This is a genomic window from Pseudomonas cremoricolorata (assembly GCF_000759535.1).
Lineage (GTDB): Bacteria > Pseudomonadota > Gammaproteobacteria > Pseudomonadales > Pseudomonadaceae > Aquipseudomonas > Aquipseudomonas cremoricolorata_A.
Window position 1 is genome coordinate 3,714,192 of the sequence record NZ_CP009455.1, and the last position, 11,719, is coordinate 3,725,910.

12 protein-coding genes are annotated in these 11,719 nt (G+C 62.7%); 6 read left to right on the forward strand and 6 right to left on the reverse strand.

Annotation, left to right across the window (positions count from 1 at the left end; genetic code table 11):
- Positions 1–15 precede the first annotated feature (15 nt).
- On the reverse strand, positions 16–855 hold the full coding sequence (locus LK03_RS16885) for a TIGR03915 family putative DNA repair protein (protein WP_038413544.1): 840 nt from the start codon (positions 853–855) through the stop codon (positions 16–18).
- Positions 846–2,066 carry a putative DNA modification/repair radical SAM protein gene (locus LK03_RS16890; RefSeq protein ID WP_038413545.1) on the reverse strand — a complete coding sequence of 407 codons (1,221 nt, stop codon included), beginning with the start codon at positions 2,064–2,066 and terminating at the stop codon, positions 846–848. The genes LK03_RS16885 and LK03_RS16890 overlap by 10 nt, the downstream gene beginning before the upstream one ends.
- A gap of 337 nt (positions 2,067–2,403) precedes the next feature.
- Here LK03_RS16890 and mqo point away from each other — a divergent pair, with 337 nt between their 5' ends.
- Positions 2,404–4,050: a malate dehydrogenase (quinone) gene (gene mqo, locus LK03_RS16895; RefSeq protein WP_038413547.1), complete on the forward strand. Its 1,647-nt coding sequence runs from the start codon at positions 2,404–2,406 to the stop codon at positions 4,048–4,050.
- Positions 4,051–4,122: 72 nt separating this feature from the next.
- Here mqo and LK03_RS16900 read toward each other — a convergent pair whose 3' ends face one another.
- Complete coding sequence (locus LK03_RS16900) at positions 4,123–4,848, reverse strand: TorF family putative porin (protein ID WP_038413549.1); 726 nt, start codon at positions 4,846–4,848, stop codon at positions 4,123–4,125.
- A 210-nt stretch (positions 4,849–5,058) separates the two neighbouring features.
- On the reverse strand, positions 5,059–6,561 hold the full coding sequence (gene proP / locus LK03_RS16905) for a glycine betaine/L-proline transporter ProP (protein ID WP_038413550.1): 1,503 nt from the start codon (positions 6,559–6,561) through the stop codon (positions 5,059–5,061).
- Positions 6,562–6,799: 238 nt separating this feature from the next.
- On the opposite strand from proP, the gene LK03_RS16910 reads away from it, so the two are divergent.
- The 5 genes from LK03_RS16910 (at position 6,800) to LK03_RS16930 (ending at position 10,405) form a co-directional block, all read left to right on the forward strand.
- On the forward strand, positions 6,800–7,693 hold the full coding sequence (locus LK03_RS16910; RefSeq protein ID WP_038413551.1) for a PA4780 family RIO1-like protein kinase: 894 nt from the start codon (positions 6,800–6,802) through the stop codon (positions 7,691–7,693).
- Between the two features lie 95 nt (positions 7,694–7,788).
- Positions 7,789–8,895, forward strand: coding sequence for a Gfo/Idh/MocA family protein (locus LK03_RS16915; protein ID WP_038413553.1), 1,107 nt, complete (start codon positions 7,789–7,791; stop codon positions 8,893–8,895).
- A 53-nt stretch (positions 8,896–8,948) separates the two neighbouring features.
- Positions 8,949–9,128, forward strand: coding sequence for a hypothetical protein (locus LK03_RS16920; protein WP_038413554.1), 180 nt, complete (start codon positions 8,949–8,951; stop codon positions 9,126–9,128).
- A 134-nt stretch (positions 9,129–9,262) separates the two neighbouring features.
- Positions 9,263–9,787: a hypothetical protein gene (locus tag LK03_RS16925; protein ID WP_038413555.1), complete on the forward strand. Its 525-nt coding sequence runs from the start codon at positions 9,263–9,265 to the stop codon at positions 9,785–9,787.
- 108 nt (positions 9,788–9,895) lie between these two features.
- On the forward strand, positions 9,896–10,405 hold the full coding sequence (locus tag LK03_RS16930; protein ID WP_028694283.1) for a DUF4142 domain-containing protein: 510 nt from the start codon (positions 9,896–9,898) through the stop codon (positions 10,403–10,405).
- Positions 10,406–10,533: 128 nt separating this feature from the next.
- On the opposite strand, the gene LK03_RS22420 is transcribed toward LK03_RS16930, so the two are convergent.
- Together LK03_RS22420 and LK03_RS22730 are read right to left on the reverse strand one after the other, a co-directional pair.
- Positions 10,534–11,112, reverse strand: a complete 579-nt coding sequence (locus LK03_RS22420; RefSeq protein WP_049870534.1) for a hypothetical protein — start codon at positions 11,110–11,112, stop codon at positions 10,534–10,536.
- Positions 11,099–11,617, reverse strand: coding sequence for an alcohol dehydrogenase catalytic domain-containing protein (locus LK03_RS22730; RefSeq protein WP_038413556.1), 519 nt, complete (start codon positions 11,615–11,617; stop codon positions 11,099–11,101). Before LK03_RS22730 ends, LK03_RS22420 begins: the two co-directional genes overlap by 14 nt.
- Positions 11,618–11,719: the final 102 nt, after the last annotated feature.

Here is an 11,719-nt window from a genome sequence, read left to right on the forward strand (position 1 = left end):
AGGCGCCTGTAACCCTCATTCGCGTTTACCGATCTGCTTGCCGTGCTGGCGCGCCACTTCAGGCGCCTGGCCGTCGCGCTGCTTGCCGTGGCGGGCCTGGCCGACCAGTTGCGGAATCAGCATGCCCTCAGGCAGATGACGCCAGAAACGTCCCGGCATGTGCTGACGTAGCACATCCGGGTTGAGCCGCGCCGGATTGAAGATGTGCCGATAGTAGGTACGCCACAACTCGGCGCCGGGGTCGTCGGCATGTTGTGCCCATTGCTGCCACTGCGCCGGGCACTGGCGTTGGTAATCCATGCGCTGGCCATCGAAGCGCACGCCATCGCGCGGTGTGGCGATCAACCAGCGTTGCCGACCGAGACGCTCGGCGAAGTGGCCGCTGGCGCTGGCCAGAATGTCATGGGCCGGGTCGTGCCACGCTACCAGATCGAGCTGCAATTGCTCGGCCAGGGGCGCAGGCAAGGGCACGAAGCGGGCGAAGGCATGCAAGTGGTGAGCTTCGCGGCGCACCTGCTTGATTCGCCGCTGCAATTCACTGCCCAGGCGGTCACCGGCCATCATCGCCGTGCGGTCGCCGTGGGCCACCCGCCAGAGCACCTCATACAGCAGGTTCCAGCGCTGTTCGCCGTGGTAGCGCGCCGCTTGTTCCAACTGCTCGAGCAAGGCCGCAGGCACCTTGCCCTGGAACGGTCCGGGCGCCTCGGGCAACGGCGCGGGGATGGCCAGCAGGTCGTCGGTCGGGCCCTGTGCCCAGGTGACCTGGGCCGGGTCGATGCCATGGCTGAGCAGCCTGCGCGCCTGATTGCGCCAGGTGCTGAACAGGTCATCGCAATCAAGCGCGATCATCCCCACAAGCCCATCTGCACCGGCGCCTGGGGCTCACCCAGACGCGCTCGCAGCATACCGCTGCGCTGCTCGGCGTCAGCGGGGCGGTAATCGCTGGTGACGATGAACGGCCGCGCTTTGTCCAGTACACAGCGCAACTGGATCAAGTCGTCATAGCGAATGCGCCGTTCGCGGCGCAGGGCCACCAGGCGCTGCACGCTGCGCAGGCCAATGCCGGGGATGCGCGCCATCAGCGCAGGTTCCGCGCGATTGAGGTCCATCGGGAACACCTCGCGATTCTCCAGCGCCCAGGCCAGTTTGGGGTCGATGTCCAACGCCAGGCTGGTGGATTTCTTGAACAGCTCACCGGCGTTGTAGCCGTAGCCACGCAACAGAAAATCTGCCTGATACAGGCGGTGCTCACGCAGCAAGGGAGGGGCGGCCAGCGGCACGCTGTTGGGGCTGTCGGGAATCGGGCTGAACGCCGAGTAGTACACCCGCTTGAGGCCAAAGCCCTGGTACAGCGATTCGGCATTACGCAGCAGCGTGCTGTCGTCGGTGGCATCGGCGCCGACGATCACCTGGGTGCTTTGCCCGGCTGGGGTGAAGCGCGGCGCCTTGGGCTGATCGGCCACCGCCTGCTGACCACGATGAATCACCCCCATGGCCTGGCGAATGGTGCTGCCCTGTTTTTCGGGGGCCAGGCGTTGCAGGCTTTCCTCGGTGGGCAGCTCGATGTTGACGCTCAGCCGATCAGCCAGCCGCCCGGCTTCTTCGATCAGCATCGGGTCGGCATCGGGAATGGTCTTGAGGTGGATGTAGCCACGGAAGTTGTGCTCTTCACGCAGCAGCCGCGCCACACGAATCAGCTGCTCCATGGTGTAGTCGGCCGAACGGATGATGCCCGAGCTCAGAAACAGCCCGCTGATGCAGTTACGGCGATAGAAATCCAAGGTCAGGCGCACTACCTCTTCCGGGCTGAAGCGCGCGCGGGGCACATTGCTCGAGCGGCGGTTGACGCAGTACTGGCAGTCGTACAGGCAAAAGTTCGTCAGCAGAATCTTCAGCAGCGACACGCAGCGCCCATCGGGGGTGTAGCTGTGGCAGATGCCCATGCCGTTGGTCGCGCCCAGCCCGTCGCGTCCGCGTGAGCTGCGCTTGGGCGCGCCGCTGCTGGCGCAGGATGCGTCGTACTTGGCGGCATCGGCGAGGATGCCCAGCTTGGCGATCAACTCCATGGGATTACTCTCTATACTGAATATTCATACAGTATTGGCAGAATGCGCCTCTGACAAGTGCTGGTGGTCGGACGAGCTGGTTCGTCTGTTCCCTGGGTCTTGCAGAGTCTGACCCTGGGCACCCTGGTCATAGCCGAGCGTTGCGCTGGGGAACTAGTGACGGCCTGCGGGCCTCAACAGCACACGTCGCGGGTCGGCGGGCGCGTGTTCGCCCCGGCTTGTGCGCCATCGCCAGGAGGCTATGGCGGCTGCCCGGTCTGCCCTGCAGGTGAGCAGCGGCGCGTGAATGGGGTTAAACACGGTAATTCGGGACGCTGTCGTTCCCGAGGGAGAAAACATGAAGGTCAGAAACATCAGGCACGGGGCGCTGGCAGGGCTGGCCCTGGCGATTGCCGCAGGTAACGCCCAGGCGGCCGACACCAAGAAGGTGGACGTGCTGCTAATCGGCGGCGGCATCATGAGTTCGACCCTGGCGGTGTGGCTCAACGAGCTGCAGCCGGACTGGTCGATGGAAATGGTCGAACGTCTGGACAAGGTCGCCGAGGAAAGCTCCAACGGCTGGAACAACGCCGGTACCGGCCATTCGGCCCTGGCCGAGTTGAACTACACCCCGGAGAAAGACGGCAAGATCGACATCACCAAGGCGGTGGAGATCAACGAGTCGTTCCAGATCACCCGGCAGTTTCTGGCCTGGCAGGTCAAGCAAGGTGTGCTGAAGAACCCGCGCTCGTTCATCAACTCGACGCCGCACATGAGCTTCGTCTGGGGCGATGACAACATCCGTTTCCTCAAGAAGCGCTATGAGGCGTTGCAGGCCAGCCCGCTGTTCCGGCCGATGCAGTATTCCGAGGACCATGCGCAGATCGCCAAGTGGGTGCCGCTGATGATGGAAGGGCGCGACCCGAACCAGAAGCTGGCCGTGACCTGGACACCGATCGGCACCGACGTCAACTTTGGCGAAATCACGCGTCAGTACGTCAGCCACCTGCAGAGCCTGCCGAACTTCGACCTCAAGGTGTCCACCGAGGTGCAGGACATCTCGCGCAACGATGACGGCACCTGGCGCGTGGAGTACAAGAACCTCAAGGATGGCACCAAGGGCGCCACCGATACCAAGTTCCTATTCATCGGCGCCGGTGGCAAGGCGCTGACCCTGCTGCAGAAATCCGGCATCCCGGAAGCCAAGGATTACGCCGGCTTCCCGGTCGGCGGCTCGTTCCTGGTCACCGACAAGCAGGACATCGCCATGCAGCACATGGCCAAGGCCTACGGCATCGCCGCCTCCGGCGCGCCGCCCATGTCGGTGCCGCACCTCGACACCCGTGTGCTGGACGGCAAGCGCGTGATCCTGTTCGGGCCCTTCGCCACCTTCTCGACCAAATTCCTCAAGGAAAGCTCGCTGCTCGATCTGTTCGGCAGCATGTCGCTGCACAACACTTGGCCGATGGTGCGGGTAGGGGTGCGCGAGTTCGACCTGGTCAAGTACCTGGTCGGTCAGGTGATGCAGTCCGATGACGATCGCTTCAATGCCCTGCAGACCTACTTCCCCCATGCCAAGAAGGAAGACTGGCGTCTGTGGCAGGCCGGCCAGCGCGTGCAGATCATCAAGAAAGACCCGGAGCTGGGCGGCGTGCTCAAGCTCGGTACTGAAGTGGTAGCGTCCAAGGACGGCAGCATTGCTGGTCTGCTGGGCGCCTCGCCAGGTGCCTCGACGGCGCCCCCGATCATGCTCGACGTGCTGCAGCGAGTGTTCAAGGATCGTCTTGCGTCGCCTGAGTGGCAGGACAAGGTCAAGCAGATTGTGCCGTCCTATGGCACTCATCTGAACGACGATCCGGTCAAGGTTCAGGAGGAGTGGGAGTACACCAGCGAGATTCTGCAACTGACCCCGCCGCCACAGATCGACAAGCGTCAGGACCCGGCCAACCCGGAGCAGATCGACCCGCTCAAACAGAAGAATGTCGATGCCGACCTGAATCTGTAAGCGTCACCGCTCGCTCTCACCTTGTGGGGGCGGGTTCTCCCGGCAACGCCCTTGTTGCCAGTGCCTCGACCTCTAGAAAAAGCTGCGCTGGGCCTTCAGTGTGACCATGCTGTCGCAGGTGGTGTTGATGCCTGAATAAGCGTCACAGCCGCTTCCCGAGAGGTTGGAGTTGCTCCAGGTGAGGTTGAGGTCGACGCCGCGCCAGGGCCTGGAGAACTTCAGTGACCAGTCGCTGAAGCCATCGACTCGACTGCCATCGCCAATGGTGTAGGGCGTGCTGAACTGGTGATGGGCGACCTTGACGCTGAGGTCGACACCGAACAACGGCAACCGCCCCAGGTTGGCAAACAGCGTGCCGGTGCGGTTGCTCGGTTTGTCATTCAATGCCCCGCCGATACGTCGACCCAGCAGCGACAGACCGCCATACAGGGCGTAGCTGTTGTTCGCCGCCAGGGTCGGATAACTGTAGTGAATCACCCCTACCTCATAGCCCAGGTCACCGCCCAGTGGTTGCTTGTAGCCGACGTAGTTGTCGAGCTTGAGGGTCGAGGTCTTGGTCAGGCCCATGCTCGGTGCGTACTGACCGAAGTACAGGCCATTGGCATGGCTGAGGTCGACGCCACCATGGAAGGTGCCCACCGCGCTCGGTGAGATCAGCCCTTCGGCCATGCTGCGGGTGGGGGTGGTGGCGAGCTTGAAATCGAAGTCGCCCAGCTCACGCTGGATTTGCTGGGCCTGCGCCGGCAGGCTCAGCAGCAGGGCTGCGCCGAGCAGCCAGAAAGGCCGTAAAACAATCATCGGGGAAGCGGCTCCTGTGCGGGAGTGGCCTAGGATAACGGCCCATCGGCGATAGGCAAACCCTTGAGCTTGAGCGGTCGGCGATTTTGGACGAAATGCGAGGGAGGAGGTCGCGCTGGTGTTGGAGTCGGCGCTCAGCGTTGATCCGGTGGGATAGGGACTGCTGCGCAGTCCATGGGCCGCAGGGCGGCCCGTGGTCAACGCTGCGGATCAGTCGATCCGCGGGTGCTGTTGCGCCAGGGTGGCGCGCTTGGCTTCGAGCTCGGCGATCTGGGTGTCGATGTCTTCGATCTTCTGCTCGATGGTGTCATGGTGCTCTTGCAGCAGCTCACGAGCTTCTTCGATGTCCGAGGCGGCCGGAGCAGCACCGCGCAGCGGCTTGTTGGCGGTTTCCTTCATGGTCACGGCGGTGATGAAGCCAATTACGGCGATGGTCATCAGGTAGTAGGCCGGCATGAACAGGTTGTCGGTGGTTTCCACCAGCCAAGCGGCGACGGTGGGGGTGACACCGGCGATCAATACCGAGATGTTGAACGCACTGGCCAGGGCGCTGTAGCGAATGTGCGTCGGGAACATGGCCGGCAAGGTCGAGGCCATTACGCCGATGAAGAAGTTCAGCAGGATGGCCAGCATCAGCAAACCGGCAAAGATCAGCCCGGTGCTGCCGCTGGTGATCATGTGGAAGGCCGGAATGGCCAGCACGAACAGGCCGATGCTGCCGGTCAGAATGAACGGACGACGGCCAAACTTATCGCTGAGGAAACCGATCACCGGCTGCACGAAGAGCATGCCGACCATGATCGCGATGATGATCAGCACCCCGTTGCTTTCGCTGTATTGCAGGTTGTGGGTGAGGTAGCTGGGCATGTAGGTGAGCAGCATGTAGTAGGTGACGTTGGTCGCGATGACCACACCGATACAGGTCAGCAGGCTACGCCAGTGCTTGGTGGCGATCTCTTTGAACGACACTTTCGGGCCAGACGCCAGGCCGTCGCGGTCGCCCTGCTCGAGGCTCTCGACGTGCTGCTGGAAGGCCGGGGTTTCTTCGGCGGCGTGACGCAGGTACAGGCCGATCACACCCAATGGCAGTGCCAGCAGGAACGGCAGGCGCCAGCCCCACTCGAAGAACTGTTCTTCGGTCACCACGCTCTGGATCAGCACCACCAGGCCCGCACCCATCACGAAGCCGGCAATCGAGCCGAAGTCCAGCCAGCTGCCCAGAAAGCCGCGACGGCGGTCCGGAGCGTACTCGGCGACGAAGATCGAGGCACCGGTGTATTCGCCACCGACCGAGAAGCCCTGGGCCATCTTCGCCAGTAACAGCAGGATCGGCGCCCAGATGCCTATCGATTCATACGAGGGAATGATGCCGATGGCGAAGGTGCTCAGCGACATGATGATGATGGTGGCGGCCAGCACTTTCTGTCGTCCGAGCCGATCACCGATGGCGCCAAACACCACGCCACCCAGCGGGCGCAGCAGGAATGGGACCGAGAAGGTGGCCAGCGCTGCGATCATCTGCACGCTGGGGTCGGCGTTGGGGAAGAACACCTTGCCGAGGACGAAGGCGACGAAGCCGTAGACGCCGAAGTCGAACCACTCCATGGCGTTGCCCAATGCCGCGGCGGAGATGGCTTTGCGCATCTTCACATCGTCGACGATGGTGATGTCCTTGAGTCCGATCGGGCTGACCTTTTTCTTGCGTGATTTCATACCGTTCTCTTCCTTTTACGTGCCGGGCTCGATCGAGCAGCCACTACCGAAGGTGCTGGCCAGAGGCCCGGGTCTAAGGGGTGAGATACAATTGGACACTAAATAATTCAGCAGCTTGTCGATTTTTTTCTAGGCCAGTCGCCCTCAGCCGCTCGCCCGAGCAAGTTCCTCCCCGCTGTGAGAGGATGGGCGTCCATCCAGACACGGCCGCCCGGGCAGGCCCCAATAAGCAGAGCTGATGAAGACGCCAAAACGAATTGAACCGCTGATTGAGGACGGCCTGGTCGACGAGGTCCTGCGCCCGTTGATGAGTGGCAAGGAAGCTGCCGTATACGTCGTACGTTGCGGCAATCAGGTGCGTTGCGCCAAGGTCTACAAGGAAGCCAGCAAGCGCAGCTTCCGCCAGGCCGCGCAGTACCAGGAAGGGCGCAAGGTGCGTAACAGTCGTCAGGCCAGGGCCATGAGCAATGGCTCCAAGTACGGCCGCCGCGAAGCCGAGCAAGCTTGGCAGAACGCCGAAGTGGCGGCGCTGTTCCGCCTGGCCAGTGCCGGGGTACGGGTACCCAGGCCCTATGATTTTCTCGACGGTGTGCTGCTCATGGAACTGGTGGTCGATGACAACGGCAACGCCGCGCCACGGCTCAACGACGTTCATCTCGAGGCCGACCAGGCCCGTGACTACCACGCCTTCGTCATCCAGCAGATCGTGCTGATGCTCTGCGCAGGCCTGGTGCATGGCGACCTTTCCGAGTTCAACGTGCTGCTGGGCCCTGAAGGCCCGGTGATCATCGATTTGCCGCAGGCGGTGGATGCCGCGGGTAATAACCATGCGTTCAGCATGCTCGAGCGCGATGTCGGCAACATGCGCGACTACTTCGCCCAGTTCGCCCCGGAACTCAAGGCCACGCGTTATGCCCGTGAAATGTGGGCGCTGTACCAGGCCGGTGAGTTGCGTCCTGATTCTGCGCTGACCGGCCACTTCGCCGACGACGATCACCACGCCGATGTCGACGGCGTGCTGCGCGAAATCGATGCTGCCCGCGCTGATGACGCTCGGCGCCGCGCCGCCCGTGAAGAAGCCGAGCACGGCCCGCGCAAGGGTGATGAGCCACCACCGCCCTGGTTGCAGTGATGGGCAATACGCCTGGATAAAGATGGAACTGGCCTGCCCGGCCTATTGCCCACTGTTGCGTGAATGCATTTTTTGATCGCGAACAGGAGGCACGCATGCCCAGTGCAGATGGCAAGATTCGCTACGGCGTCGTCGGTGGCGGCTCGATTTCCCAAGGGGCGTTCATGCCCGGCGTGGGTCAGACCGACAATTCGGTGATGACCGCGCTGGTGACCGGCGATGCGCAGAAGGCCCAGCTGCTCGCCCCGCGCTATGGCCTCAAGGCTTATGCCTACGAGCAGTTCGCCGAGTTGCTGGCGGACGACGTGGTCGATGCGCTGTACGTGGCCACGCCCAACTTCCGCCACCGCGAGTTCGTGGTCCCAGCATTGGAAGCCGGCATCCACGTGTTGCTGGAAAAACCCATGGCCAGCACCGAAGAGGATTGTCAGGCCATGCTCGAAGCGGCGCGCCGCTCGGGGGCCAAATTGATGATCGCCTACCGCCTGCACAGCGAGCCGGGCACTCTGGACATGATCGAGCGGGTCCAGGCCGGTGACTTCGGTGATCCACGGCTGTTCACCTCGACCTTCACCCAGACGGTCAAACCAAGCAATCACCGCGCCCAGGACGGTTTCGCTGCAGGTCCTGTGCTGGACATGGGGCCGTATCCACTGAACATGGTGCGTCAGTTGTTCAACGCCGAGCCCATCGAGGTGATGGCCATGGGCGTGCGCAGCCCTGACAGCGGCATCAATACCTGGGACACGGTGACCGTCAGCCTGCGCTTCGCCGATGAGCGCCTGGCCCAGTTCACCCTCAGCTATACGCTGCCCGACGTCGAGCGCTTCACCCTGCTGGGCAATAAAGGGGTGATCGATGCCTCGCCGTGCTTTGGCTACGGCGAAGGTGTGGCGATCAAGTACCACGCGGAACTGGAAGGCGATAACCGTGTACACGTCAGCCCGGTGGTCGATCAGTTCGCCGGCGAGACCGCGTACTTTTCCGACTGCATCCTGCGCAACCAGGCACCCGAACCCGATGGCGAGGAGGGCTGGCGCGACGTGCGGGTGATCATGGCCATCGAGCGCGCGCTCGAGACCGGTAAGGCGCAAACCCTCGAGCCGCTGCCAGCACGTGCGCATGCCAAGCGCGAGCAGCGCCGCGCCTTCACCCTGGCGCCACGTCCGGCGTACATCAACACTGAGTCGCCGACTCAATGAAGCGCTGATGCGGTCCAAGCTCCCCTGAACACAGCAAAGGCTGAGGAGGCACCATGTCCAACCCTACACCAGACGACCAACGCACAGGCCGCGGTTCCAATGCATCCGGGGAACAGCCCCGCGACAACGATGCCCAGCGCCCGGACCACGCGCGCGACGGCGAGCATGAATCGACCGCGCAAGACACCGGGCGTCGCCAGGGGCGCGTCAATTCCGAAAGCCTGGGTGACTGAACGGCCGCTGTCTGCCTTGCCCCTTTGCGGTAGGGCAGTACCGCTGGTGACATGTAACTGAATCTTTGCGGACCGGCCGGCTCTACCGCTCGTCAACCCATGTAGACGCAGGCCCGACCTGCAGGAGCCGAGTCGTGTCCCACATCATCACGCCTTCTACCCCCGAGCATGAGATAGAAGCGCGTAACGCCCAGATGTTCGGCAATCTCAAGGAGCGCCTGGACTTCTACCGCAGTGAAATTCAGTACGAAACCAGCATCCTGGCCAACCGCACCGATGCCTACCTGGCGGCGCAGTCGTTTCTGGTGATCGCTTTCGTCTCGGCGATGGGTAACCTCAACCCCGAGTGGGGCAAGATGTTCACCATGATCGTGCCGGCGTTCCTGGCGCTACTGGGGGTGCTCAGCTCACTGAACGCCTGGCCAGGTATCCGCGCGGCCTACAAGATCATCGACCACTGGCAGCTCAAGCAGAGCCACTTGCTGCGTAGCCAGCCGATGATGGGTCTGATGTACGACGAGACGCCGCTGTTCAGCGAAGCGGAAACCTCGCGCGTCGGGCACAAGAAGTCATTGCTGTTCTCGCTGCGTACGCCTTGGATCTTCCTCGGGTTTTGGGTGCTGTTGGGCGCCTATGCCGTGTATATCCAGGTGGCCTGAGGCGCAGGGCGGACCCGCGGGGCCGAGAAAAGCTGAACGCTCCCAGGGCGCGCTCAGTCACAACGAGTGCTACTTCACTCAACGGAACGACGCCCAAGGAGTTACACCATGAACAGCAAATTGAAAGCCGGTATCTGCGGTGTACTGTTCGCCTTCGCAAGCCATGCAGCCTTCGCCGCCGAGCCTGCCGACTTTGTCGATGAGGCCTCTGCCAAGGGCATTGCAGAGATTGAAGCCGGCAAGCTGGCGCTGCAGAAAAGCCAGTCGGCCGACGTCAAGAGCTTCGCCCAGATGATGATCGACGACCACACCAAAGCCAACCAGACCCTGCGAGGCATCGCCCAGCAGAAAGGCCTGAAAGTAGCCACCGATGCCGAGCTGCTGGACAAGGCCAAAAAGCTGATCCTCGACATCCGTGAAGAATCGTTCGACCGCTCGTATGCCAACAATCAGGTCAACGCCCACGAGAAAACCATCGAGCTGTTCAACGAAGAGGTCAAGGATGGCAAGGATGCCGAGCTGAAAGCCTTTGCCAGCGAAACCCTGCCCAAGCTGGAAAAACACCTGGAAGAAGCGCGTAAATTGGCTGCCGCCCATGGTGGTGATGCCAAGCAGTGAGGGCTGAGCTGCAAGCGCTCAGCAGTCCTGTAGAAACGCCGGAGGCGATTGGCTCCGGCGTTTTTTTGCCTGCAGCCAACTGCGCCAGGGCCTGCTTAGGTGCGGGAGGCGCAGGCCTGGCGTGCGGTTCAGCGCCGGCAGCGACTCAGCGCGACACCTGCCGCCACACCGACCAGCAGTGCCGCGGCGGCTGCGGCCAGCACCTGCACGGTGGTCGAAGCTGGGCAGGCGTGAGATTTGGCCTGCTCTGGCTGCTGGGGGGACGCCTGATCGGACTCGGACTGCGTGGACTGTTCGGCTGGCTCGTCACTGGGTGAGCCTGCGGCTTGCGCCGGGGCAGGGGCCTGGGCTGTATCCTCGCCGGCACGCTCGACATCAGCCTTGACCGCCACCTCGACGTCGAGCGGCGTCAGTTTCAGCAGCGTACCGTCTACCAGCGTCAGGCTCAGGTCGCTGATGTCACCGGCATGGCGCTCGGCGAACTCTGGCTCGCCGCTGGCCTGTACCCGGTCGTAGATAAAGCGCTGGTCCTCCAGCCAGCCGACGGCGGTGAGCAGATCGGCCTCGAGGAAGTACTTGCCATCGAGGAAGAAACCGTCGAAGGCATGCGCGCCCTCGCGCTGCTCGATCTGGTAGCGCTCGCCAGGCTTCATGCCCGTGGCCGGGTCGATCAGGCTGTTGCTCTGTGGCGTTTCAGGCGTATTCATGGTCGGCTCCCAATGTGCCCGCAGCGGCCCCTGTTACCAGGATCACCTTGCGGCAGTCGTCTTGTTTCTTGTCGAACAGCTGATAGCCCAGCGGTGCTTCTTCCAGGGCCAGGCGGTGGGTGATGATCAGCTCCGGTTGCAGGCGCCCGGCCTCGATATGTTCGAGCCGCTCAGGCAGGAAACGCTGGACGTGGGTCTGGCCCATCTTGAACGTCAGTCCCTTGTCGAAGGCATCCCCGAACAGAAAGCCATGGATGAACCCGGCATAGACCCCCGACACAGCGCTGACCTCGCTGCCCACTTCCTCGACCACACCCATGAACTCGTGGCCGAAAATGTCGCCGCTTTCGGTCTGGGGAATCTTGCCGTGGTAAAGGTGCAGGTCCGAACCGCAGATCGCCGTGGCGGTGACCCGCAGAATGATGTCGTCAGGTGCTTCGAGGATCGGATCGGGGACGGTATCGACCCTGACATCGGTGGCGCCGTGGTAGGTCAGTGCTCGCATGGTGATCGCTTCCTGTCAGCCGGTCGGGAATGACCTCTTGGTAGAGGAAGCCATACGGGTGCATAAAGTTCAGGTGAAACAGGTCAGCGGTTCTGCCGGTCG

Bases quoted from the DNA above. Each gene is read 5' to 3' on its own strand.
- LK03_RS16890 (WP_038413545.1), bottom strand. From the start codon at position 2,066: ATGGAGTTGATCGCCAAGCTGGGCATCCTCGCCGATGCCGCCAAGTAC.
- mqo (WP_038413547.1), top strand. From the start codon at position 2,404: ATGAAGGTCAGAAACATCAGGCACGGGGCGCTGGCAGGGCTGGCCCTG.
- LK03_RS16900 (WP_038413549.1), bottom strand. From the start codon at position 4,848: ATGATTGTTTTACGGCCTTTCTGGCTGCTCGGCGCAGCCCTGCTGCTG.
- proP (WP_038413550.1), bottom strand. From the start codon at position 6,561: ATGAAATCACGCAAGAAAAAGGTCAGCCCGATCGGACTCAAGGACATC.
- LK03_RS16910 (WP_038413551.1), top strand. From the start codon at position 6,800: ATGAAGACGCCAAAACGAATTGAACCGCTGATTGAGGACGGCCTGGTC.
- LK03_RS16915 (WP_038413553.1), top strand. From the start codon at position 7,789: ATGCCCAGTGCAGATGGCAAGATTCGCTACGGCGTCGTCGGTGGCGGC.
- LK03_RS16920 (WP_038413554.1), top strand. From the start codon at position 8,949: ATGTCCAACCCTACACCAGACGACCAACGCACAGGCCGCGGTTCCAAT.
- LK03_RS16930 (WP_028694283.1), top strand. From the start codon at position 9,896: ATGAACAGCAAATTGAAAGCCGGTATCTGCGGTGTACTGTTCGCCTTC.
- LK03_RS22420 (WP_049870534.1), bottom strand. From the start codon at position 11,112: ATGAATACGCCTGAAACGCCACAGAGCAACAGCCTGATCGACCCGGCC.
- LK03_RS22730 (WP_038413556.1), bottom strand. From the start codon at position 11,617: ATGCGAGCACTGACCTACCACGGCGCCACCGATGTCAGGGTCGATACC.